The following is a 21,834-nucleotide window of genomic DNA, read 5'->3' on the forward strand; positions in this document are numbered from 1 at the left end:
TTTTTTTTGTCAATCCGGGCAACGTCCCACGGTGGCCCCCGGCAACAACACCGGTTGCCAGATTTCCTGCAGCCGCTCCGGCGGCGTGCCGGCCAGCAAGGATTGCAGCATTTCAACCATCTTGGCGCCGGCGCGGCGCAGGTCGGGCTGGTCGATGGTGGTGACATTGATGCCGATCAAGGTGTCTTCCACATTGCCCCAGACGATGACGGAGATTTCCTTGCCGATCTCGATGCCAGCATCCATCAGCGCGCGCACCACGCCCACGCCGGACAGATGGTTGTCGACGATGACGGCCGTGGGACGGGGCGAACAGGCCAGCAACTGCTGCATGGCCTGGTAGCCGCTGCGGCGATCAAAAGTATTGTCGAGCAGACAGGCGGGATCGACCGGCAAGCCCGCTTGCGCCATGCAGCGGATAAAGCTTTCCTTGCGCTCATAAGCAAAATGCAGATCCAGCGGTGCGCTCAGCAGTGCGATGCGCTGGTGGCCATGTGCCGCCAGGAAAGACACGGCCAGGTCGATACCCGTGTCGTTGTCGTAGTCGAAATAGGCGTACGGCGCGTCGATGCGCGTGCGGCCATTCGCGACAAAGGGAAAGCCCACTTTCGTCAGGTAGGCGATGCGCTCGTCGACCACCTTGGTGCGGCCCACCACCAGGCCATCGACCTGGCGTCCGCGCACCATGTTTTCATACGAAGGCTGTTCGTTCTGCGGCGACACGGGGGCGATGATCAAACTCATCTTCGACGCTTCGACGGCGTCGGACATGCCATTGACCACGGAAAGAAAGACGCTGTCGCCCAGGTCGCTGGGCAGCAGGGGATAGATCATGCCCAGCACATTCGTGCGGCCGACGGCCAGGCTGCGCGCGAGCGGGTTGGGCCGGTAGCCGACTTTCTTGGCGGCGGCCAGGACGATTTCACGGGTGCGGGAATTGACTTCCGGATAGCCGTTCAACGCCCTGCTGACTGTCGTTTTCGACATGCCGAGGGCAATCGCGAGGCTCTTGAGATTCATGTTAACTACCTGTCTGTATGGCAAAAGAAACCAACTCTGACCGTCCATTATAGCCCAGAGCGCCAAACAGGCCGCGCATTAGCGGGCGCAGACATGGTATAAAAACAACAATACATTGACTATCTAAAAAGCAACGTTTTAAATGTAGCCACATGTACCTTCTCTACGGCACGGCATGGTCGATGGCATAGAAACAAGGCTTTGAGGCGACAGCATGTACTTACTTCGACAATCATTCCCTCCCCTTCGGCATGCCGCCTCAGCAACACGGAGGGCGCGCGGTAGCATTATCAAGAAAACATAATTGACTGGAAGTGTGCGAGAATTTGTCCTACTCTTGATTCAGGTAAAGGTTACCGTCGGGCATGTTGCGTCTGGTGCAGCACATCGCCCCGGGCCCTCTCCTTTCCTGTACGCCTGGACATACTTTCAAAGGTGAACAATGTGGTCACGCTAACGTCCGTCAACAACTTGCAAGCCTCGCTGGCCACGGCGCAGCGCAGGGTTGAACAAGGCCAGAACCAGGTGCAGCGCGACAGCGAACAGCTGGCGCAAAGCCGCCAGCTGCTGGCGCGGGAACAGGAATCGCTGAGCCAGACGCAGCGCAGCAGCCAGCAAGCGCAGACCGACGCCCCGGCCGCTGTCAAGGTGCCGCAGCTGGACCAGGCGATCAAGGTGGCCGTGCCGCAGCAAGCCATCCCCGTCGCACCGAAAAGCACGCCCCAGCTGAACGGCTATGGCCAGACCCTGGGACGCCTGATCGACGTAATGGCGTAAATTACCGCACCATCTCTTCTTCCAGCATCGCCAGCCACCATTTTTCGCCCTTCTTCGGCTGCGCCAGATCGACCGCCTCGCCCATCTGCGGCGTGGCCAGGTTCACGCCCTGCTTGGCCGCCAGCCCCGTGATGCGGTCAAACGGTTCATGCCACGCGTGCAGCCCCAGGTCAAACGTGCCGTTGTGCACGGGCATGAGCCACTTGCCGCGCAAGTCCAGGTGGGCTTGCAGGGTTTCTTCCGGCTGCATGTGCACGTCCGGCCACAGCTTGTCGTAGGCGCCCGTTTCGATCATGGTCATGTCGAAGGGGCCGTATTTGTCGCCGATCTGCTTGAAGCCGTCGAAATAGCCGGAGTCGCCGCTGAAAAACACTCGTATCTGGGGCGCGTCGATGACCCACGACGCCCACAGGGTTTGATTGCCATCGAACAGGCCGCGCCCCGAGAAATGCTGCGATGGCGTGGCCACCAATTTCACGCCGGCAATCGTCGTGCCTTGCCACCAGTCGAACTGCCGCACCTTTTCCTTCGGCACGCCCCATTCGACGAGAGTATCGCCCACGCCCAGCGGCGCGACAAAGTGTTCCGTCTTGGCGGCCAGTTGCAGTATGGCGGCATAGTCGAGGTGGTCGTAATGGTTGTGCGACAGGATGATGGCCTTGATCGGCGGCAAGTCAGCGATGCTGATGGGCGGCTGGTGGAAACGTTTCGGTCCCGCCCACTGCACCGGAGAGGCGCGCTCGGAAAACACGGGGTCGGTGAGGAAGAATTCATTATTCAGTTTCAGCAGCAGGGTCGAATGACCCAGGCGAAACAGGCTGTTGTCGGGCGCGGCCAGCAGCTGCGCCCGGGTCAAGGCTTGCACCGGCACGGTGGCGGCCGGCACTGTGCTATCCGGCTTGTCAAAGACGAATGTCCACAGCAGCTTGAGCGTCGCGGTCGTGCCCAGCTTGTACATTTCCACGGGATTACGGAACTTGCCTTCGTGGCGTTGGGGTGATTCAGCGGGCGCGGCAGGCGCGGCGCGCAGGGTGCAAGAACTCATGATGATCAGGACTCCCAGAAAGAAGAGACGACGTGCGGCTCGGTGCAAGTGCATATATGGCCCGGCAAGGAATTAACAAGAATTAAATTACACTACACAGTGTAGTTCCTATTTCTGGCAAAGTAAACCAGGAGGTGTAAAATATTGTTTTCAAAGGAGATTTTCAGCCATGGCCGTACCGCAACGCCTCACCGACCGCAAGCGCGTCGCCATCGTCGATGCCGCCATCGCCGAGTTCCGCGAGCACGGTTTCGATGCGACCAGCATGGACAGGATCGCCGCCACGGCCGCCGTTTCCAAGCGTACTGTGTACAACCATTTCCCCAGCAAGGACGAACTGTTCGCGGAAATCCTGCAACGCATGTGGGAAAGCAGCGTGGCCCAGCCGGCCGTGCCCTATGTTGCCGACCAGCCATTGCGGCCGCAGGTGCTGGCCCTGGTCGAGCAGAAAATGGTCTTGCTCTGCGACCCGGCATTCATCGACCTGGCGCGTGTGATCTTTGGCGAAACCATCCATTCGCCCGCGCGGGCGCAAGCCATGGTGGCGCGCCTGAATGAAAAGGAAACCGGCCTCAATATCTGGATCCGCGCCGCGCAGCAAGACGGACGCATCAAGACGGGCGAGACGCTGGAAGTGGGACACCTGTTGATGTCGCCATTAAAAACCTTTGCCTTCTGGCCGCAGATCACCATGGGTGAGCCTCTGCTGAGTCCGGCGCGCCAGCGCGAAGTGACGGAACTGGCCGTCGATATCTTCCTGTGCTACTACGGCGTGGCAAAACAGACGGCATAGACGGGCGGCAAGTGAGCAGAGATGGTCTGCCAATGCTCGCCCTCGTCGCCCGAATACCAGGCGCCGCCCGTGGTGGACGCCATCAATAAACTGCGCCCATCGTCGGCCAGCGCCAGCCCGTGGCGGTAGACCAGGTCGTAGCAATGCTGCTGCGGCAAGCCAGCGCGCAAGACTTCGAAGGTCTTGCCGCCGTCGCGCGTGCGCGTGACGGCCAGCGCGCCGTCAAAAGGGATGCGCAGCGCGTCCGCCTGCGCCGGCACGAACCAGGCCGTGTCGCCGTCGCGCGGATGCACTGCCACGGCAAAGCCGAAATGCGACAGCGGCGCCGTCGTCACTTCCTGCCAGTGCCAGCCGGCGTCGTCCGAGCGCCAGATGCCGTTATGGTGCTGGCACCACAGCGCGTCCGGCGCGCCGGCGCTGCGCACGATGCGGTGCGGGTCTTGCACGGCTTCGTTTTCATCGAGCTCGGGCGGCATGTAGTCGGCGCGCATGCCCGTCGCGCTCAGGGCCCAGTTGGCGCCGCCATCGCCGGTCTGCCACACGCCGCCGCAGGACACGCCGACAAGCACTTTGTTGCTGTCGCGCGGGTCGACGCAGATGCTGTGGATGCCGGGCACGTCATAGCCGCCGCCAAACCACTGCGCCCGCTGCGGCACATTCCACAACGATTCCACCAGCTGCCAGCTCTCGCCCCGGTCGCTTGAACGGAACAGCCCGCCAGGCAGGGTGCCCGCCCACAATACGCCGGGCTGGTCCGCGCCGCCAGCCGCCAGCGACCAGATCTGCCGCAGAGTCCAGTCCACCGTATCGCTGCTGTCTTCCGGCTTGGCGGGATAGGCGGGCACGGCGACTTCCTGCCACGCGCTGGCGCCCGCGTCGAGGCGGTGCAGCTTGGCGCCGAAGTGACCCAGGTTCAGGGCTGCGTACACGGCGCCGTCGCGGCCATCGTGCAGCAGCATGGAAACGGGGTCGCCGGCGAACTGCACCAGCGCCAGCTGCGAGGCGCCGGCCGCATCGACATCGAACTGGAACAGCCCCTTGCGGGTGCCGAGATAAGCGCGTTGCGGGACTGCTGTCATGGCGTCAACCTCCGGAAAGTGCCTGCAAGATATACACCTGGCTGTCGGGCCGCAAGGCGTCGTCGAGCACGCGGCGCTCGCGGCAGCGTACCCCGTCGATGAAGATCACCACGTTCGGGCGCAACGCGCCCTGCTCGTCGAGCACATAACCGCGCAAGCGCGGCTGCTGCGCAAACGCGGCATCGAGGGCGGCGCGCAGGCGTGGCGCATCGACGTCCACCGTGGGGACGTCGAGGTAGCGTGCCAGTTGTTGCGTAAAATGCAGATGCGCCATGCTGCCCTTCGACGTCGTCGGCCTCGACTCATTCTAGTCCGCTTTGCGGCCAATACAATTAAAATAGCGGCAAGCACACAAGGAGGCCAGGCATGACAATTACCCCGGAAGAACTAGCGGTGCTGATGCAGGAAGTGGAGGTGGCCGATCCCATCGACTTTGCCGACCTGCCCTTCAACGAACAGGAATTGCGCGGACTGATCGCCAACCACCTGTGCGAGATGGCCGACGCCATGGAAAGTTTCAGCCCGGAAGACCGCAATCTGGCCTTGCTGGCCGTGGCGGCCAAGCTGGTGCTGGAAAACCTCGTCTTGCACGTGCAGCTGCTGCGCCGCCACGGCTTGCCCGTAAGCGACAGCGTGGATGCGCTGCTGCAGCGGCTAAAGAGCCCGGGCAAGCCCTAGCCGCCGTGCGGCAAACCGCTACTGCAGGTTGATGGCCGTCACCCGCGACATGGCGTTGCCGTTGTCGCTCACAGAACGAATGTAGAGCACGCCATTGCGCGACAACGCCAGCTTGCCGGTAAGCCGGAAAGACCAGACGGATTTCTGGCTGGCCAGGTCCAGCGCGTACGTCCCCTTCTGGCCCGCAACAAACAGCAGCTTGTTGGTAACGATCAGGTCGCCGCCAAAGCGTTCTTCCTTGATCGCGGACAGGGGCCAGCTCCACAGCACGGCGCCCGTCGCCAGGCTGCGCGCTTCGAGCGACGCCGTGGCCTGATTGCCCACATACAACACGCCCTGCGCCGCTACCGGCTGCGTGGTGAACTGGCCATTGGCGCTCCAGCGTACCTGGCGGCTGTCCGTGTCGACCAGGGTCAGGCTGTTGTCGAGCCCATACCCGATGGAAAGACGCTGGTTCAGCAGCAGCACGCTGTTGGCATCGGCCAGCACGGGTGCCTGATACAGGCTGCTCCTGCTCAAGCCCCCCACCACCTGTCCCGGCACGGCCACGCTCCATTGCTGCGTGCCATCGGCACGATTGAACGCGCGCAAGGTACCCGCCGTATTGCTGTACACCGTGCTGGCATTCACGGCAGGCGTCCACTCGTCGACATTGCCCAGCCTTGACAATCCCAGGCTGGTGGACCACAGATTCCGGGCCGTCGTCGACTCCGCGCTGATCACGTCGTTATTGCCGCCGACATAGACGCTGGCGCCAGCCAGGGTCGGCGCGGTCAGCGGCGAGGTCGCCGTCAGGATGCCGTTCGTCTGCGGCTGCGTGGCGGTGGCCAGTTTCACGCCGCTCACGGCGTCAAACGTATGCACGCTGGCCAACCCCGCCATCGCCAGGCGCGTGCCCGACACGCCAGGTGCGCTCAGTGCGCCATCGAGCGTCTGCGGCGTGCGCCACTGCTCGCCGCTGTCGTGCTCCGACAGGGCCATCAAGGTATTGGTATAGATGATTTTCTTCGCATCCTGGCTATCGGCCGCGGATTGCTCCAGCGAAAAATAGACGAGACCATTCGCGGCCACCGGCGGGCTCACACGATAAGCTTTTTCCCCACCCGCGTATTCCCACGTCCAGCGGCGCGAAAATTTGCTGGCATCGAGATCGACGGGCACCAGACCCGTGTGTGCCGCGTTGCCATTCGTGCCTTCCCAATCTGCCGCACCGGGCAACGCGGCCAGGGCCGGCATATTGCCTTTGAGTGGCGCCACCACCACCTTGTATGGCATGCTTTCAGGCAAATTGTTGTATTCGAATTCGAACAAATTCAGGGGGGACAGCGTAATCCTTCCCGTGTAGGCGCCGGGCGCCAGGCCAGGTACGGGCCTGAAGGAAGGCGCCAGCTGTTGTCCGACAGCTTCTGATGATCCGATATCTGGAAAACGGTCACGCCGTTCGCGTCGGTAGCGCTCCACAGCGGACGCTCGGCCAAATCGCTGCGCACCACCACGGTCACATCGGAACAGGTTTCACCGGGCGCCATGTTGCAGTTGCTGCTCACTTCAGACAGTTGCAGCACGTGACGGTCTTTGAGTCCAAAAATTCCACCGCCGCCGCCACCGCAGCCGGCGATGGACAGCAACGCCAGCATCAGGGCGGGCAGCGCGGCAGCGCGATATGGCCCTTGCATCGTTATAGTCATGTATCTTCCATGTTCGAGCTTTCCAATCCGCCACCATGGCAAGACTTAAAGCCCATCGACTCTTTTAACATGAAAAATTGCAAAAAATATCACACATTCTCACCAGCGCAAGGAAACGTCAAGTGGAACGCACGGCCCGCGCCTGCACCGTGAGGTCGCTTTCGGCGACAGCCACGCAGGGCAGGATATAGCCGTCGATCCGTTCATCGGGGCTGATGCCGGGCCAGTCCACCGTGTAGCGCACATGGCCCGCCGGCATGTGGCACAGACATGTGCGGCACGTGCCATTGCGGCAGGAACTGAGCAGGCGGATGCCGGCCAGCTCGGCGGCGACCAGGATGGTCGTGCCCGCCTCGGCCGGGAATTGCCAGCCTTGCGGGACGATAGTGATGGTAAAGGAGCGCATGGCTCCAGTGTAACAGTCAGCTTGCCAAGGCCGTCCAGCTGGCGCCATCCGCATGGCTGCGCAGCACGGCTTCCGCAAAGGCCAGGCCCGCCACCCCATCGGCCACCGTCGGCAGCCAGCTCGCTTCCCTGGGCGCGGGCAAGCCCGATTGCAACGCGCGAATGCGCAAGGCCGCATCCAGGTACAGCTGAGCGAACGCTTCCAGATAACCTTCCGGATGGCCGGCCGGCACGCGCGTGGCGTGGCGCGCGGCGGCGCTGTCGACGCGTCCCGGGCGCAGCAACTGGCGGTTGCCGCCCTGCGGCGTGCACCACAGTTCATTCGGTTGTTCCTGGTCGAAATCGAGCTGCGCCTTGCTGCCGAACAGGCGCAGGCGCACCGTGTTTTCGCAACCGGTCGCCACCTGGCTGGCCCACAAAGTACCCTTCGCCCCGTTGGCATAGCGCAGCATCACCTGCACGTGGTCGTCCAGGCTGCGGTTCGGAACAAACGTCGACAGTTCCGCCAGCACGGATTGCGGCGTCAGTCCGCTGACGAATTGCGCCAGGTGGTAGGCGTGCAAGCCCACGTCGAGCAGGGTGCCGCCAGGGCCGGCTTTCAGCGGGTCGTTATGCCAGTTGCCCTCGTTCATGCCGCCAGCCGCAATCGCATCGGCCAGCCAATCCTGCGAATACTCGACTTGCACGAGGCGCAGCTCGCCGATCTCGCCCGCCTCGACCATCGCTTTCGCGTGGCGCAGCAGCGGGTAGCCGCTGTAGGTATGCGTGAGCGCAAACAGCAAATTTTTGCGTTGCGCCAGCGCCGCCAGCGCCTGGCCTTCCGCCAAGGAAATCCCCAGCGGCTTGTCGCAGATCACGTGGATGCCCGCTTCCATGAACGCCGTGGCGACCGGTGCGTGCAAATGGTTGGGCGTGACGATGGCCACCGCCTCGATGCCGTCAGCGCGCGCGGCCTCCGCCTGCGCCATGGCGCGGTAGTCGCTGTAGCAGCGCTCCGGCGCCAGGTGCAGCGCGGCGCCGCTGTCGCGCGCGCGCTCCGGATCGGACGACAGGGCGCCCGCCACCAGTTCGTACTGGTCGTCGATGCGCGCCGCGATGCGGTGCACGGCGCCGATGAATGCGCCCTGCCCGCCCCCTACCATGCCCAGCCGTAAGCGTCGCTGCATATCGTTTCCTTATTTCAAGCCAAGCAAGTGATGGATTTGTTCCTGGTCAACAGCGCTGCCGGCGAAATCGTCGAACGCGCGTTCGGCCACGTGGATGATGTGTTCGCGGATGAAGCGCGCCCCTTCGGCCGCGCCGTCCTCGGGATGCTTCAAACAGCATTCCCACTCCAGCACGGCCCAGCCCGGGAAGTCGTACTGCGCCATCTTGGAAAAGATCGCCTTGAAATCAATCTGTCCGTCGCCCAGCGAACGGAAGCGCCCGGCCCGGTCTTGCCAGTCAGCATAGCCGCCATACACGCCCTGGCGCCCGTTCGGCCTGAATTCCGCATCCTTGACGTGGAAGGCCTTGATGCGCGCGTGATAGATGTCGATGAAGGCAAGGTAGTCGAGCTGCTGCAGCACGAAGTGGCTGGGGTCGTACAAGATCGACGCACGCGGGTGGTCATTGACGGCGGCAAGGAAGCGCTCGAAGGTCACGCCATCGTGCAAGTCCTCGCCCGGATGCAACTCATAGCAAAGGTCGACGCCGGCCGCGTCAAACGCGTCGAGGATGGGCAGCCAGCGCTTCGCCAGTTCGGCAAATGCCGTCTCCACCAGGCCGGCCGGGCGCTGCGGCCACGGATACAGATACGGCCAGGCCAGCGCGCCGGAAAACGTCACGTGCGCCGTCAAACCCAGTCGCTGCGAGGCAGTGGCCGCCCACAGCAGTTGCTGCGTGGCCCAGGCCGTGCGGGTCGCGCTGTCGCCACGCACGTGTTCGGGCGCAAAGCCGTCGAACAGCGCATCGTAGGCGGGATGCACGGCGATCAGCTGGCCCTGCAAGTGCGTCGACAATTCCGTCACCTGCAAACCGTGGCGCGCCAGCAGGGCTACCACATCGTCGCAATACTGCTGGCTGGCCGCCGCTTGCTCCAGGTCGAACAGGCGCGGCGCCGTGGGCAGCTGCAAGCCCTTGTAACCCAGGCCGGCCGCCCACTGTGCCAGGTGCTCGAGCGAGTCGAACGGCGGCTCGTCGCCGAGAAACTGGGCCAGGAAAATGGCCGGGCCCTGGATGGTTTTCATATCAATGTCCTGTTAGATAAAGCCGGGGTCAGACCCTCAATGCCGCTAGCGCAAAGGGCATTGCTAGCAGGCGAGGGGGTCTGACCCCAGAATTTAAAAAGGCGAGTTCGGAAAGTAGAATTGCTTCGCGTTCTCGCGCGTGATCAGCACCGAAGGGATGATCGTGTTGGCCGGCAATTTATCACCTTTCAGGCGCGCTTCCGTCGTCAGCTTGATGGCGTCGTACATGAACTTGGGCGAGTACGACACGTCGGCCACGATCAGCGGGTCGGAGCCATCCATGATCTTTTTCACGGCGCCCTTCGCACCCGCGCCGCCGAACACTTGCTTGATGTCCGTGCGCTTGGCTTGCGCGATGGCTTTTTGCACGCCGATGGCCATGTCGTCATCGGCGGCCCAGACGGCGTCGATCTGCTTGAAGCGGGTCAGATAATCCTGCATGACCTTGAAGGCATCGTCGCGGTTCCAGTTGCCATACTTGGCATCCAAGACCTTGATCTCGGGATGGCCCTTCATGACGGCGCTGAAGGCATCGTAGCGCTCGTTGTCGAGGGTGGTCGGCATGCCGCGCAGCACGACGATATTGCCCTTGCCATTCAGGCTTTTCGCCAGATATTCTGCCGGCAGCTTGCCGAACGCCGTGTTGTCGCCGGCGATATACGCATCCTGCGACTGCGTGTTCGTCAAGCCACGGTCCACCACGGTCACGTACACGCCCTTGTTTTTCACTTGCGCCACGGGCTGCGTCAAGGACGCCGACTCGATGGGGAAGATCACCAGGGTGTTGATCTTGTTGACCGTCAACATGTCCTGCAACTGGTTCGCCTGTTCGGGCGCCGTGGCGGCCGTCTTGACGATGATTTTCAGCCCCGGATGGGCCTTTTCCAGTTCCGCCTTGGCCTGGTTCGCCCACCAGACGATGCCGGAAGTAAAGCTGTGCGTGGCCGTGGGGATGGCCACGCCGACCACCAGCTTTTCAGCCGCCTGCGCACTCGGCAAGGCCCACGCCTGCATCACCAGCACTGCCATCCCTGCTACCCGTATAAAGCTCTTCATGCTGCTCTCCTCCAAGGTTGTGGGCGCCCGTTGGCTGCCCTTTCAGAACGCCGCTGTATTTTTATTTGCGGCCTCGCTGCAGGAAGGCGACGGCGATGATCACCACGCCTTGCACTGCGGCATTCAGGTAGACACTGATGATGCTGGTCAAATTCAGAATATTGCTGATCACGGACAAAAGGATGGCGCCGATCACAGTGCCGACGATGCGCCCTTCTCCCCCCTTCAGCGCCGTGCCGCCGACAACGACGGCGGCGATGGCTTCGAGTTCCCACAGCAAGCCCGTCGTCGGTGTGGCCGAGCCCAGGCGCGGCACGTACAGCACCGTGGCGATGCCCACGCAGACGCCCAGCAGCATGTAGGTGGCGATCTTGACTCTATCGACATTGATGGCCGCATAGCGCGCCACTTGCTCATTGGAACCAATCGCCTGCACGTGGCGGCCAAAGGTCGTGCGGTTGAGAATGATGGCACCGGCTGCGGCGACGAATAAAAAGATCCAGATCGGTATCGGCGCGCCCAGCACGCTCGTGTAATACACGGGGCTATACAGCTCGGACAGGGTGGCATCCAGGGTCAGGGCGCCGCCATCGGCCAGGTAGGTCAATACGGCGCGGAAGATGCCCAGCGTGCCCAGGGTAACGATGAACGGTTCGATATTGCCCTTGCTGATCAACAAGCCATGCATCAGGCCAAAACCGGCACCCAATACCAAGGCCATGGCGATGCCCAGCACCAGCATGGTGATCGGCGCCAGGTCGCCGCCCGTCCCTTGCGCCAGCGCATTCATGAAATAGATCATGCAGCCGGCGATCAGGGCCGCCATGGAGCCGACCGATAAATCGATGCCGCCGGAAATAATCACGAACGTCATGCCGACGGCGATGATGCCGATGAAGGCCGTGCGCGTGAGCACGTTCATCAGGTTGTCGAGGGTGGCGAAGTCGCCATTGAGCAAGGTGCCCGCGATGCACAGGGCCAGCAGGCCCAACACGGGGCCAAAGCCCTTGATGCGCGCGCCGAAGCTGGCAAGCGGGGATACGGTGGTGTCAGTGCGTGCCGGTTGCATGGGCAATCAACTCCTCTTCGGTCAGGTGGTCAGCAGACAGGGTGGCTTGCAGGGTGCCGGCGCGCATCACGGCGACCCGGTGGCACAGGCCAATCAATTCGATCAATTCGGATGAAATCACGATCACGGCGCGCCCTTCGGCGGCCAGGCGGTGTATCAGGAAATAAATGTCGCGCTTGGCGCCCACGTCCACGCCGCGGCTCGGTTCATCGAGCACGACGACCCGCGGGTCCGAATGCAGGTATTTCGCCAGCGCCAGCTTTTGCTGGTTGCCGCCGGATAGCATGCGCGCGCGGCTATCCAGGTCGCCCGTGCGGATATTGAAATCCTCGACGGCCTTGGCCAGCGCCGCTTTTTCCCCGGCCACATCAAGCCAGGGCCGCGCATAGCGCTCCATCGTCATCATCGTGAGGTTTTCGCGCAAGCCCAGGTTCACGTGCAAGCCTTTTCCCTTGCGGTCTTCGCTCAGGTAAGTCATGCCGTGCTGCATGGCTTGCTTGGGGGTACGGATGTCCACGGGCTGGCCATTGAGTTCGATCGTCCCCGCACTGCGCGGACGCAAGCCCAGCAAGGCCTCGAACGATTCCGTGCGCCCCGCGCCCACCAGGCCCGCAAAGCCCAGCACTTCACCGGCGCGCACCTCGAACGACAGCTCTTTCGCCCAGCCGGGCACGCACAAGCCGTCGACTTTCAGGAGCACGAGCGCGTCCGACGCCAGCGCTGCTTTCGCCGGGAACATGTCGGACAATTCGCGCCCGACCATCAGGTTCGCCATCTGCTGGCGCGTGAGGCTGGCCGTCGGCTCGCGCGTGACGAAACGCCCGTCGCGCATGACGATGACCTCGTCCGTGTTGCGCTCGACTTCATCGAGCTTGTGGGAAATGTAGAGGATGGTCACGCCGTCCGCTTTCAGCTGCGCCATGACGACAAACAGGCGCTGCGTTTCCGACGACGTCAGGGTGGCGGTCGGTTCATCCATGATCAGGAAACGGGCGCGGCGCGACAGGGCCTTGGCGATTTCCACCAGCTGTTTCTCGGCGACGATCAGGTCGCGGATTTTCGTGTCGGGCGACACGTCCAGGCCCACCTGTTTCAGGTAGCGCGATGCTTCTTCCTTCATGGCGGTCTCGTCGAGCAGCCAGCCGCGCGTCTTTTCATGGCCGAGGAACATGTTCTGCGCCACCGTCAGGTGTTCGGCCAGGTTGAATTCCTGGTGGATCAGCACGATGCCGGCGGATTCGGCCGCGCGCGAACTGGCAAAACGCTGGGGCTGGCCATCGATCAGCAACTGGCCTTCGCTGACGGCTTCATAGCCGGCGAGGATTTTCATCAGTGTCGACTTGCCGGCGCCATTTTCACCCAGCAAGCCATACACGCGCCCCGGCGACAAGGTAAAACTGACGCCATGCAAGACACGCACGGGGCCGAAATCCTTGCAGACCCCCTCGAAACCGACGGCAACGCTCACTATGCACTCCCTCGCAGAATTAATTGGTGTTGCAGCAGCACGCCCGGCACCTGGGCCGCCGGGTCCGCCAAGCGTTGCAGCAATAATCGCGCCGCCGTCTCGCCCAGCTCGCGCATCGGTTGCGCAATGGTGGTCAAGCCCGGGGCGATCTGCGCGGCGATGGCGATATCGTCGAAGCCGATGACGGCCACGTCTTCGGGCACGCGTTTGTTCAATTGGCGCAGCGCGCTCAGCACGCCAATGGCCAGGGTGTCGGAGACGGCAAAGATCGCCGTCGGCGCGTCGGGTTGCGCCATCATCCGCAAGGTGGCGGCCGTGCCCGCTTCGTAATCGAGGCTTTGCACCGTGTGCACCCACTGCGGCTGCACGGGCAGGCCGGCCCCCGCCAGGGTGTCCAAATAGCCTTGCTGGCGTTGCCGCGCGTACAGATAGCGCTCATCGGAGTTGATCAGGCCGATGCGCGTATGGCCGCGCGACAGCAGATGCGCGACGGCGTCGGAGGCGGCCCGGTGGTTGTCGATGCCGACATAGGGCACGGCCACGGCGGGATCGAATTCGCAGCAGGCCACCCACGGCAGGCTGACGGATTCATGCGACAAGGCATGCTGCACCGTGTCCGGATCGAGGCAGATGGCGCCATCGGCGCGGTGCATGCGCAGCAAGTCGAAATACGAGCGCTCGCGGCCCGCATCGGCGCCCGTGTCGCACAACAGCACGAAATAACCGTGTTCACGCGCCACCGTATCGATGCCGCGCACGATCTGCGCATAGAAGGGGTTGCCCACGTCGGGGACCATGGTCAGCAGCATGCGGCTCTCGGCCGTCCGCAGGCTGCGCGCCAGATGGTTCATGCGGTAGCCGAGCGCGGCCACGGAAGCGAGCACCTTGTCGCGTGTGGGCGCACGCACTCCTGCCTGCTCGTTCATCACGCGCGAGACGGTGGCCACCGACACGCCCGCATGCGCGGCGACGGCGCTGATGGAGACGGTTTCTGTCGGCAAAGGAGAAGGAAGGGCTGCTGGCATGGTGCTTTTCAACAAAATGTAATCGATTACATTTATAAGCCAGTCGCGCGCGCGATGCAAACATTATCGATGCTGCGGTGCGCAAAAATGAGCATGAAGCAGCCCTGTGCGGGCTGTTGGAAAAGCTATTTCTGGGGCTGCAAGGCGCTCTGCTGCACGGCAAAACCGGCGCGCACGGCGGAGAGGGCCGCCACCCACAAGATCAGCCCGGCACCGAGGCAGCCGGCGGGATCGAGGGGGCCATGGCGCAGGGACAGCGGATAACCGACGGCCCACACGCACAGGGCCATGCCGATGGCCAGGTGGCGGCGCGCCTTGAACAGCCAGGCCAGCGGAAAGAAATGCAGCCCCACGATCAAAATGACGGCAGGGATGAACCACGCCTGCAAGCCCATGTTTTTCAGGACGTTGCCGACGATGAAGATGGCGATCCACTGCCCGGCGTTGACGACATTGAACAGCCGGCCCACGCGTTTGGCCTGCGGTGATTGTTCCGCCGCCGCGTGCGCGGCCCGGTGGCGCCGGAACTGGCGCCACGCCAGCATGAGCAGCAAGACGGTGATTGCGGCAACCGGCAGCAGCCTTAAGGGATGCGCGCCGTACGTCTGCACGCACCAGCCGGCCACCCACAGGCCGCCAAACAGGGAAAAGAACATGGCGCCGATGGCGCTGCCGGCAAGGTTGGCGGGGGTCGATGGTGGCATGGTCATGGCAGCACTGGGTGAGTGAAAAAACTTACTTCATCATCGCACAAAATGTCTCGGGATTACCGTCAAGAATGACGCCGCTGGGCAGGCGATGGCTGCGCTGCTGGGCGCGCAACAGCGAGGCGGCCAGGGCCGAGTCGCCATCGACGGCATACACGAAGACGGGCATGTTCAGGCTGGCGGCATCCATCAGCAAATTCGGATTGGCGTCCAGGCTGCGCGCGTCCACGTGCACGCCCGTGGGCATGCCGATCTGCTGCTGCACGCGCTGCAACCACGGTTTGTCCAGCTTGGGCGGACGGGCATTTTTCGCGATGTAGCGGCTGACCCGGTTCGTACCGGCCGCCTGCGCATTGCGCGCGTCGAACACGAGCAAGCCCAGATAGCCCTGCGGATCGGCGCGGCGCGCGCAAGCGAGGTTGTTCGGCACGCCTGACGTCAAGAACCAGTTGCCGTGCTTGATGTTCGCGCGCAACTGCCCCACCAGGGTAGCGATCGGCGCGCACGAGGACACGACATCCTTGATTTCCGCGTTCAGGGTTTTACTCGGGAACGCCGTCGCCAGGTCGGCGACATCGCTGACGAACGGCGGCGTTTCCGGCGTGGCCACGCCACGGTTTTTCATGCTGGCGGCGCGCCAGTCATCGGCCGTCAACTGTTTCACGGTGCGGGGCGAGCCCGTGTCGACGACCCTGCCAGTCAGCAGGTCGTGGTGCACCACCCAGCTGCCGTCACCGAGCAGCTGCAAATCCGTCTCGACGCCGTCCCAGGTGCCGAAATACGTGTTGCGCAGCGCGCTCAGCGAGTTTTCCGGCGCATTGCCGGCGCCACGGTGGGCGTGCACTTTCATGCCCAGGCAGTCCGCTTGCACGGCCGTGCTGACCATGGAAAGCAGCAAAGCCAGCGCAGCCGCCTTATTTTTGTCCCGGATGATAGCCATAGTGAATTCCCTGCAAAACGTGGATGCGGATCGCTTCGTTGACGGGGTAGCTGTAGCCCTGCCCCACCGCCACGACGTGCGTGATATTGGCCAGCAAGCCCTTGCCGGCGATTTGCCAGCGCGTGCTGTCATCGGCGGCCTGGCGGTTCCAGTCCAGCATCTGACGGAACAGCTCGCTCTTCGTGACATTATTGTCCGAGAGGGTAAAGATACCCCAGGTTCCCAGGAAGGCGCCAGCCAGCACACCCGTGGCGATCCAGGCGGAACGGCGGCTCAGCTGGCCATCGGAACCCGCCTGCTCGCCGCGGCGCGCCGCCAGCACCAGCAAGCCCACCGTGGCGATCAGGTACAGCAGTTTCGAGAAGTGGCCGATGGCGCCCAGCAAGGAGAAAAACAGGGCCACGGGCGGCACGATGGCGGCGCGCGCCGCTTCCTTGCCCTCTTCAAAATACTTGCCGCCCACTTCGAAGTCGTTGCGGCTGGCGCGGTATTCCACCAGCTTTTCCGCCGTCTGGCGCGCGGCGAACTGGTCGAACAGACGGCTGAACTCGGCCGGGCTCGCATACGCATCCTGCACCACGGCGCCCTTGGGCAAACGCAAGCCCTTGCTCGCTTCGCTGCCGTCGCCGCCATCCGGCCCGTCGCGCAGCACGGCCTGGATGCCGGGACGCGCCACGAAGGCGGCGAAGGACAAGCCAGGCGGAATGCGGTCGCCCTTGATGTTCAAACCCTTGCTGGCCGCTTCCGACGCATAGCGGCGCTTGACGGCGGCGCGGAAGCTCAATTGATCGGCAGGATGCCAGTTGGCCGACACGGGCACTTTCTTGCGCACATTGTTGACGACGGCCGCCTTGCGCCGCGCCGGCACGGAATGCGGCTGCCAGCCATGGCGCGACAGGCTTTGCCGGTAATCGTTCCACGCCGATTCCTGCTGCTGGCGCAAGCCCGCATCGTCGTCGGGAATGATGCCCGAATACAGTTTCCACTTGTCGCGCACTTCGCCGATCGCCTGCTGGTATTTTTCATAGTACCCAGCCGCGCCGCCGGCGATCTTGCGGACATTAAAATTGATCAACTGTTCCTTGGCCGGCTCCATGCGCTCATCGAGGTGGCCCACCGAAACGGCCAGGAAAGGGAACAGCGCAAGAAAAGCCTTGCCTTCGGGTTTGGCAAACAGGGTGGCGTCATCGACCAGGCCCTGCAATTGCAGGCTGCCGCCCACCAGCGAGCGCTGCATCAGGGTCGTGTTGAAGGCCAGGCGGCGAAATTGCGCATCGCGCGTTTCGACCAGCACCGTGACCGTGGTCTTCAAAATGCCGAACACGACCGCCGCCGTGGCAACACAGCAAAAGATGATTTTTTTCCAGCTGGGACCGCTGCCATTGTTCTTCAGGCGGCGGCGCCACATCAGTTGCAGCACCACCAGTGCGGCGGCGATGCCCGACAGGCTGCGGCCATAGAATTCCACGCCTTCCACGTCGTGCGGCTTGACGTCGCCGCCCACCACGTCGAGCAAACGGGCATTGAAGCCCAGCTCGAAGCACAAATACATGATCGTCAGGACGATCAGGATCAAGGTCTGCCGGATCTGCAGACTGCGCAAACTCGCGGCCATCTTATTTCCTCAAATCGATGACGACGGGCTTGATCTCTTCGGCCTGGAAGATCATCGGCGCCGCCGGGGCAGCCGCCGCGGCACGCGGTGCAGGCTGGCTGAGGACGGCGGTCGTTGCCGCCCTGGCTGCTGGCTCCTGGCGGCGCGGCTTGGCGCTGGCGCGGCTGCCCGTTTTCGGCGTGGCGACAGGCGCCGGCGCGGCGGCCGGCGGCGCCGGGATCACGCGGCCGCTGTCGCTGCCGCTCCCAGGCAGGGTGGCGATGGCAGGACCCGTGCCCCGCAAGGCGTCGTCGGCAAACGGCTGGGCGCGCGTATCGACGCCGGGCGGCACGGCCACGCTGGCGTTGAGCAGGCGGTTGTCCGTGTAGATCATGCGCGACAGGCGGTTGTAGTTGGGGAAGTCGATATTGAGCGACTTCCCGTCCGCCGCCAGCTCCACGCGGGGGCGGTCCTTGCAATTGCCGACCGTCCACTGCAGCACGTCCGTGCCCTGGAAAGCCAGCACTTCATAGCGGTAGGCGCAGCCGCGCTCCTGGGTTTCCACGATCACCACCGTGCGTTCGCCCACGTTTTCCACGCGCGCCACGCGGGCCGTGATGGCGTTGGCCAGCGGCACGACGCGAAACGCCTGCGACAGCTTGATCGAATACTTGCCTTGCGGATCCTTGCGCAAGGTCCCTTCCGTGCCGTCGCGCAAGCGGAAGGTGGAAATCGGCGTGCCGAACAGTTCGGCTGTATCGAGCCCCATCAACACGCCGCCACGGCCGTTCGGCGTCATGGCGCAGCCCGTCAACAGGACGCCAGCGGCCACGCCGGCGATCAATTTGCGCCACTGCGCGGATGCAAAATTCTTATACATTGTCATGCTTGATAACTTTCTCTTATTTCGGGTCAGGGATTGATGACGGCCAGCGGATTGCCCGGGCCTGGCGGCGGCAAGACTTTCTGGCGGTCGCGCGACAGCAAAGTAAAGGCGCCCAGAGTGTCCGGCCCGGCGACGATTTCCAGCTGCTCGCGCTGCAGCCACGTGCGGATTTCCGCCTCCGTAGCCTCGGCGCGGAACAGCACGCGCGTGCGCACGCCCGTCTCGACGCCGCTGCCACTGCCGCTGCGGAACTCCGCATTGCCGACGACGGCGCCCTCTTTCGGCAGGAACAGCCAGGCCGATTGCACCACCATCACGCTGGCGGCCACGGCCGTGACGAGTTTCAGCCAGCGGTTCGCATTGGCCGCCTGCATCGGCACCTTCGCTGCTGGCGCGGCGGCATCGGCCGAAACGATCTGCAACTGCTGCAGCCCCTGGCGCAGCAATTGCCGGTACGCCACGCGGCCATCCTTGCCCAGCTCGCTCGACAGCGGTGTGCCCGTCAAGGCGTAATCGTCGCCGGGCAAGGCCACGCGGGCGATCACGCCGGGCGCCGCAGCGGCGCTATTCGCGCGGCCCTGCAACTCCAGCCAGCGCGCCGCCTGCAGGCGCTCTTGGCTGAACACGCCCAAACAGGCGCCCAGGTCCGTCACGGCCAGGGTCACGGGCATGTCGCACAGCACCAGGCCGGCACGGGGGTCGGCGGGCGCGTCGCGCTCTTCAACCACGAGGCCGCAGGCGTCCGCATACGCCGTGTCCGGCGTGACGAGCCAGCCGCGCCAGCGCTGCCGCGTGCTGTCCCAGGCGTCGAGCAGCACGGCGCCGAAGCCGGGACGGCGCGCCAGCAGGTGGATCTGTCCGCCTGCGATGGGCCGCGCGGCCAGCGGCGCCGCATCGCTGCGGCGCGCAAAACGTTCCATCAAGTGTTCCGGCACGGCGATGCCGCGCCAGTCGGGCGTATCGCCGGCCACCTCGCCGTCCAGCAGTTCGGCGGGAGACGGGGGCGATGGCAGGCGCGCGGCAACGATGGCCAGCGAGGGCGTCAATGCAGTCATGCCGGTGGCCTTTCATCAGTGTTCGGTTGGGTGGACGCGGGGTCCATGTGCAGGGATAACGCGGCCACGCACAAGATATCCAAAACTATTTGCGCCGCCTGCAGATCGCGCGCGGCCAGTGCATCACCCACGCGCAGCTTGAGCAGGTTCAAGACCCAGCTGCCCAGCAAGGTGGCGCGGTGGGCCGGCTCGACGATCTGGCGCCCCGCGCTATTGGCCTCGCCTTTCTGCCTGTGCACCAGGCCTAATTTTCCGCCGTGGTAATGCGCGGAAGCGATCTGTTCGGCCAATTCCTTGACGGGCATGCCGCCGCAGCCGCAATGGCGCAGCAGCAAGATCAAGTCATGCGGCAAGGTCGTAATAAAACTGCCGGCCGCGTCGCGCACCTGCTGTGGCGTGAGCTGGTAATCCCGCAGCGGTTCCGCATAGGCGTCGGGGGCGCGCAGCTCACAGCCTTCTTGCGCATCGGCATCCTCGTCATCGCGCTGCTTGCGTAGCTGGTCGATGATGAAACGCTTGAAGTACAAAAACAGGGCACCGACGTGGTGGGGCGCCGCGTCGCTGTCGCCGTGCAGGACTTTTTCGATGAAGAACTGGTGGCGCAAGTCGGCCAGCGAGTCGCCCAGCGACGCCGCCTCGCGCGGACGGCACGGCGTCAGCGCGGCGATGACGCGCTGGTAAAACTCGCCCAGTTCGCCTTGTGTCAGCTGCTGGCGGCGGGTCCAGAAAGCATGAATCCGTTCAAATTGTTCCGATTGCAAAGCCGGTCCGATCGTGTGTTGGGCGGCACGCGCCACTGGCCGGCGGCGACGAGCAGCGTGCGCTGGCCAGACAAGAGAAACTTGTCAGTAAGGTAAAATGCATTTAAGCAATTTTCTCATATCACAGTAAAAATCGCTAACTTTAGTTACTTTCACGACAATTCCCGAGACGCCGATGCATCGCCTGATTCCCCTGTTTTTGAGCCTCCTCTTTTTACTCTACGGTAACGTCGTGCAAGCGGCCACGGGCAACGCCGCCAGCGGCCCCGGCAAGCGCATCGCCCTGGTGATCGGCAACGCGGCCTATCCGCAACCGCTATTGAATCCCGTGAACGATGCGCGCGCCATGGCAGAACGCCTGCGCCGCCTGGGCTTTGAAGTGCTGTTGCGCACGGACATCAATGCGCAACAGCTGCAAAAGGCGTCGGCCGAGTTTTCCACGCTGGCGCGCGGCGCCGATATCGCCCTCGTGTTTTACGCGGGCCACGGCGCGCAGGCGGGAGAAGCGAACTATGTGTTGCCGCTGGGCGCCAACATGAATGCACTGAGCGCGGCCGCCATCGCCGCGCAGGGCGTGTCCGTTTCCAGCCTGGCGGGCGACTTGCAGCGCACGGGTGCGCGCGGCGCCGTGCTGATCCTCGACGCTTGCCGCCAGGAATATACGCGCGGCGGCGCCGTGGTGGTTGCCGGCGGCGGCAATGCGGCCAGCCACGGCTTTGCCGACACGCAAGCGCCACGCGGCGTGGTGATCGCCTATTCGTCCGGCCCGGGCGCACTGGCGCGCGATTTCTGGTCGCCCGATTCGCGCAACAGCCCCTACACGAGCGCGCTGCTCGACGCGCTCGACGCACCCGGCTTGCCGATGAGCGACGTATTTTCGCAAGTGGCGGCACGGGTTGCCGCCATGACGCACGATGTGCAAAAACCGCGCGTGTCCTTCGGCGAAACGTCGGCGCGCCTGGTGCTGAACATGGGCAGCGGCAAGGGCGTCAGCCAGGCAACGCCGGGTGTGCTGGCCGGCGCGCAGGGCGGCGTGCGGGCGCCTGCGCCAACGGTGGAAAAGCCGGCAGAGCCCGGCGCCAAGGTGTGGCCAGGCAACGTACTACAAGACATCAACTATGAAATCCGCATGCAGATCGCGGCTCGCCCGTTTCCCCGCCAGCAACTGGAAAAGCGCGCACGCGGCGGCGATCTGGTGGCGCTGACGGCGCTCGGCTATGGCATCGGCGGCGGCGATGCCGGTATCAAACAGCCGAAAACGGGCATGCAGTGGCTGGAAAAGGCGGCCGCGAAAGACTTCCCGATTGCCCAGACCTATCTGGCGGAATTGCTGATGGTCAAGGGCGATCCCGCGTCACTGAAGCGGGCCGGCGTGCTGCTGGACGCGGCGTCGCAGGCGGGCTACAGCCCCGCCCATGCGTATAAATTCGACCTGGCCCGGCGCACGGGCGCGCCGCCGCAGGATGCGGCCCGGCATTTGCAGGACGCATTCATGGGCTTGATGAAGGATTACCAGGGCGCCGCCAAGGACATGATGCAGCCGCCAAAAAAATAATTCAA

General features: G+C 63.8%; 23 protein-coding genes. 4 read left to right on the forward strand and 19 right to left on the reverse strand.

All coding sequences use genetic code 11. The annotated features are described in order from the left end of the window. Nucleotides 1–9 precede the first annotated feature (9 nt). Complete coding sequence (locus GYK42_RS01215; RefSeq protein WP_058049282.1) at nucleotides 10–1,020, reverse strand: substrate-binding domain-containing protein; 1,011 nt, start codon at nucleotides 1,018–1,020, stop codon at nucleotides 10–12. Nucleotides 1,021–1,464: 444 nt separating this feature from the next. Between GYK42_RS01215 and GYK42_RS01220 the strand changes: the two genes are divergently transcribed. Beyond that, nucleotides 1,465–1,797, forward strand: coding sequence for a hypothetical protein (locus GYK42_RS01220; protein WP_166446010.1), 333 nt, complete (start codon nucleotides 1,465–1,467; stop codon nucleotides 1,795–1,797). Between the two features lies 1 nt (nucleotide 1,798). Here GYK42_RS01220 and GYK42_RS01225 read toward each other — a convergent pair whose 3' ends face one another. Further along, nucleotides 1,799–2,842 carry an MBL fold metallo-hydrolase gene (locus GYK42_RS01225; RefSeq protein WP_166446011.1) on the reverse strand — a complete coding sequence of 348 codons (1,044 nt, stop codon included), beginning with the start codon at nucleotides 2,840–2,842 and terminating at the stop codon, nucleotides 1,799–1,801. 169 nt (nucleotides 2,843–3,011) lie between these two features. Between GYK42_RS01225 and GYK42_RS01230 the strand changes: the two genes are divergently transcribed. Next, nucleotides 3,012–3,635 (forward strand): TetR/AcrR family transcriptional regulator, encoded by a 624-nt coding sequence (locus GYK42_RS01230; RefSeq protein WP_166446012.1) that lies wholly within the window; start codon nucleotides 3,012–3,014, stop codon nucleotides 3,633–3,635. Here GYK42_RS01230 and GYK42_RS01235 read toward each other — a convergent pair. Beyond that, nucleotides 3,608–4,714: a WD40/YVTN/BNR-like repeat-containing protein gene (locus GYK42_RS01235; RefSeq protein WP_166446013.1), complete on the reverse strand. Its 1,107-nt coding sequence runs from the start codon at nucleotides 4,712–4,714 to the stop codon at nucleotides 3,608–3,610. The two genes, GYK42_RS01230 and GYK42_RS01235, sit on opposite strands and share 28 nt — an antisense overlap. 4 nt (nucleotides 4,715–4,718) lie before the next feature. Beyond that, nucleotides 4,719–4,988, reverse strand: a complete 270-nt coding sequence (locus GYK42_RS01240; RefSeq protein WP_046681951.1) for a MoaD/ThiS family protein — start codon at nucleotides 4,986–4,988, stop codon at nucleotides 4,719–4,721. 92 nt (nucleotides 4,989–5,080) lie between these two features. Here GYK42_RS01240 and GYK42_RS01245 point away from each other — a divergent pair, with 92 nt between their 5' ends. Next, complete coding sequence (locus tag GYK42_RS01245) at nucleotides 5,081–5,392, forward strand: hypothetical protein (RefSeq protein WP_046681950.1); 312 nt, start codon at nucleotides 5,081–5,083, stop codon at nucleotides 5,390–5,392. Between the two features lie 18 nt (nucleotides 5,393–5,410). Here GYK42_RS01245 and GYK42_RS01250 read toward each other — a convergent pair whose 3' ends face one another. From GYK42_RS01250 to GYK42_RS01320, 15 genes are all read right to left on the reverse strand, one after another. Next, nucleotides 5,411–6,667 (reverse strand): PQQ-binding-like beta-propeller repeat protein, encoded by a 1,257-nt coding sequence (locus tag GYK42_RS01250; RefSeq protein ID WP_166446014.1) that lies wholly within the window; start codon nucleotides 6,665–6,667, stop codon nucleotides 5,411–5,413. Nucleotides 6,668–6,705: 38 nt separating this feature from the next. Further along, a complete protein-coding gene (locus tag GYK42_RS01255; RefSeq protein ID WP_166446015.1) occupies nucleotides 6,706–7,080 on the reverse strand; it encodes a hypothetical protein in 375 nt (124 codons plus the stop codon). A 118-nt stretch (nucleotides 7,081–7,198) separates the two neighbouring features. After that, nucleotides 7,199–7,486, reverse strand: a complete 288-nt coding sequence (locus GYK42_RS01260) for a 2Fe-2S iron-sulfur cluster-binding protein (protein WP_166446016.1) — start codon at nucleotides 7,484–7,486, stop codon at nucleotides 7,199–7,201. 16 nt (nucleotides 7,487–7,502) lie between these two features. Beyond that, nucleotides 7,503–8,651 (reverse strand): Gfo/Idh/MocA family protein, encoded by a 1,149-nt coding sequence (locus GYK42_RS01265; protein ID WP_240943362.1) that lies wholly within the window; start codon nucleotides 8,649–8,651, stop codon nucleotides 7,503–7,505. Nucleotides 8,652–8,660: 9 nt separating this feature from the next. Further along, complete coding sequence (locus tag GYK42_RS01270; RefSeq protein WP_166446017.1) at nucleotides 8,661–9,713, reverse strand: sugar phosphate isomerase/epimerase family protein; 1,053 nt, start codon at nucleotides 9,711–9,713, stop codon at nucleotides 8,661–8,663. 93 nt (nucleotides 9,714–9,806) lie between these two features. Continuing rightward, entirely contained in the window at nucleotides 9,807–10,742 is a 936-nt protein-coding gene (locus tag GYK42_RS01275) for a substrate-binding domain-containing protein (RefSeq protein ID WP_235194259.1), read from the reverse strand. Nucleotides 10,743–10,830: 88 nt separating this feature from the next. Continuing rightward, entirely contained in the window at nucleotides 10,831–11,838 is a 1,008-nt protein-coding gene (locus GYK42_RS01280; RefSeq protein WP_166446018.1) for an ABC transporter permease, read from the reverse strand. Then, nucleotides 11,819–13,306 carry an ATP-binding cassette domain-containing protein gene (locus GYK42_RS01285; protein ID WP_166446019.1) on the reverse strand — a complete coding sequence of 496 codons (1,488 nt, stop codon included), beginning with the start codon at nucleotides 13,304–13,306 and terminating at the stop codon, nucleotides 11,819–11,821. Before GYK42_RS01285 ends, GYK42_RS01280 begins: the two co-directional genes overlap by 20 nt. Continuing rightward, complete coding sequence (locus GYK42_RS01290; RefSeq protein WP_166446020.1) at nucleotides 13,306–14,331, reverse strand: LacI family DNA-binding transcriptional regulator; 1,026 nt, start codon at nucleotides 14,329–14,331, stop codon at nucleotides 13,306–13,308. The genes GYK42_RS01285 and GYK42_RS01290 overlap by 1 nt, the downstream gene beginning before the upstream one ends. A gap of 125 nt (nucleotides 14,332–14,456) precedes the next feature. After that, nucleotides 14,457–15,035 (reverse strand): hypothetical protein, encoded by a 579-nt coding sequence (locus tag GYK42_RS01295; protein ID WP_166446021.1) that lies wholly within the window; start codon nucleotides 15,033–15,035, stop codon nucleotides 14,457–14,459. A 31-nt stretch (nucleotides 15,036–15,066) separates the two neighbouring features. Further along, the gene (locus GYK42_RS01300; RefSeq protein WP_240943363.1) at nucleotides 15,067–15,978 is read right to left on the reverse strand and encodes a glycerophosphodiester phosphodiesterase; all 912 of its coding nucleotides are present in this window, start codon (nucleotides 15,976–15,978) and stop codon (nucleotides 15,067–15,069) included. After that, on the reverse strand, nucleotides 15,953–17,593 hold the full coding sequence (locus GYK42_RS01305; protein ID WP_240943364.1) for a hypothetical protein: 1,641 nt from the start codon (nucleotides 17,591–17,593) through the stop codon (nucleotides 15,953–15,955). The genes GYK42_RS01300 and GYK42_RS01305 overlap by 26 nt, the downstream gene beginning before the upstream one ends. 1 nt (nucleotide 17,594) lies before the next feature. Beyond that, a complete protein-coding gene (locus GYK42_RS01310; protein ID WP_166446022.1) occupies nucleotides 17,595–18,452 on the reverse strand; it encodes a hypothetical protein in 858 nt (285 codons plus the stop codon). Between the two features lie 32 nt (nucleotides 18,453–18,484). Then, the gene (locus GYK42_RS01315) at nucleotides 18,485–19,513 is read right to left on the reverse strand and encodes a hypothetical protein (RefSeq protein WP_166446023.1); all 1,029 of its coding nucleotides are present in this window, start codon (nucleotides 19,511–19,513) and stop codon (nucleotides 18,485–18,487) included. Then, a complete protein-coding gene (locus GYK42_RS01320) occupies nucleotides 19,510–20,274 on the reverse strand; it encodes a hypothetical protein (RefSeq protein ID WP_166446024.1) in 765 nt (254 codons plus the stop codon). Before GYK42_RS01320 ends, GYK42_RS01315 begins: the two co-directional genes overlap by 4 nt. 175 nt (nucleotides 20,275–20,449) lie before the next feature. On the opposite strand from GYK42_RS01320, the gene GYK42_RS01325 reads away from it, so the two are divergent. Further along, nucleotides 20,450–21,829, forward strand: a complete 1,380-nt coding sequence (locus tag GYK42_RS01325) for a caspase family protein (RefSeq protein WP_166446025.1) — start codon at nucleotides 20,450–20,452, stop codon at nucleotides 21,827–21,829. Nucleotides 21,830–21,834: the final 5 nt, after the last annotated feature.

Origin of the sequence: Janthinobacterium lividum, from assembly GCF_011601275.1 — a bacterium.
GTDB lineage: Bacteria > Pseudomonadota > Gammaproteobacteria > Burkholderiales > Burkholderiaceae_D > Janthinobacterium > Janthinobacterium lividum_E.

What these genes read in the sequence shown, in the direction of transcription:
- GYK42_RS01215 (WP_058049282.1), bottom strand. Translation starts at nt 1,020, where the DNA reads ATGAATCTCAAGAGCCTCGCGATTGCCCTCGGCATGTCGAAAACGACA.
- GYK42_RS01225 (WP_166446011.1), bottom strand. Translation starts at nt 2,842, where the DNA reads ATGAGTTCTTGCACCCTGCGCGCCGCGCCTGCCGCGCCCGCTGAATCA.
- GYK42_RS01230 (WP_166446012.1), top strand. Translation starts at nt 3,012, where the DNA reads ATGGCCGTACCGCAACGCCTCACCGACCGCAAGCGCGTCGCCATCGTC.
- GYK42_RS01235 (WP_166446013.1), bottom strand. Translation starts at nt 4,714, where the DNA reads ATGACAGCAGTCCCGCAACGCGCTTATCTCGGCACCCGCAAGGGGCTG.
- GYK42_RS01240 (WP_046681951.1), bottom strand. Translation starts at nt 4,988, where the DNA reads ATGGCGCATCTGCATTTTACGCAACAACTGGCACGCTACCTCGACGTC.
- GYK42_RS01245 (WP_046681950.1), top strand. Translation starts at nt 5,081, where the DNA reads ATGACAATTACCCCGGAAGAACTAGCGGTGCTGATGCAGGAAGTGGAG.
- GYK42_RS01250 (WP_166446014.1), bottom strand. Translation starts at nt 6,667, where the DNA reads ATGCCATACAAGGTGGTGGTGGCGCCACTCAAAGGCAATATGCCGGCC.
- GYK42_RS01255 (WP_166446015.1), bottom strand. Translation starts at nt 7,080, where the DNA reads ATGACTATAACGATGCAAGGGCCATATCGCGCTGCCGCGCTGCCCGCC.
- GYK42_RS01260 (WP_166446016.1), bottom strand. Translation starts at nt 7,486, where the DNA reads ATGCGCTCCTTTACCATCACTATCGTCCCGCAAGGCTGGCAATTCCCG.
- GYK42_RS01265 (WP_240943362.1), bottom strand. Translation starts at nt 8,651, where the DNA reads ATGCAGCGACGCTTACGGCTGGGCATGGTAGGGGGCGGGCAGGGCGCA.
- GYK42_RS01270 (WP_166446017.1), bottom strand. Translation starts at nt 9,713, where the DNA reads ATGAAAACCATCCAGGGCCCGGCCATTTTCCTGGCCCAGTTTCTCGGC.
- GYK42_RS01275 (WP_235194259.1), bottom strand. Translation starts at nt 10,742, where the DNA reads ATGGCAGTGCTGGTGATGCAGGCGTGGGCCTTGCCGAGTGCGCAGGCG.
- GYK42_RS01280 (WP_166446018.1), bottom strand. Translation starts at nt 11,838, where the DNA reads ATGCAACCGGCACGCACTGACACCACCGTATCCCCGCTTGCCAGCTTC.
- GYK42_RS01290 (WP_166446020.1), bottom strand. Translation starts at nt 14,331, where the DNA reads ATGCCAGCAGCCCTTCCTTCTCCTTTGCCGACAGAAACCGTCTCCATC.
- GYK42_RS01295 (WP_166446021.1), bottom strand. Translation starts at nt 15,035, where the DNA reads ATGCCACCATCGACCCCCGCCAACCTTGCCGGCAGCGCCATCGGCGCC.
- GYK42_RS01300 (WP_240943363.1), bottom strand. Translation starts at nt 15,978, where the DNA reads ATGGCTATCATCCGGGACAAAAATAAGGCGGCTGCGCTGGCTTTGCTG.
- GYK42_RS01305 (WP_240943364.1), bottom strand. Translation starts at nt 17,593, where the DNA reads ATGGCCGCGAGTTTGCGCAGTCTGCAGATCCGGCAGACCTTGATCCTG.
- GYK42_RS01310 (WP_166446022.1), bottom strand. Translation starts at nt 18,452, where the DNA reads ATGTATAAGAATTTTGCATCCGCGCAGTGGCGCAAATTGATCGCCGGC.
- GYK42_RS01315 (WP_166446023.1), bottom strand. Translation starts at nt 19,513, where the DNA reads ATGACTGCATTGACGCCCTCGCTGGCCATCGTTGCCGCGCGCCTGCCA.
- GYK42_RS01325 (WP_166446025.1), top strand. Translation starts at nt 20,450, where the DNA reads ATGCATCGCCTGATTCCCCTGTTTTTGAGCCTCCTCTTTTTACTCTAC.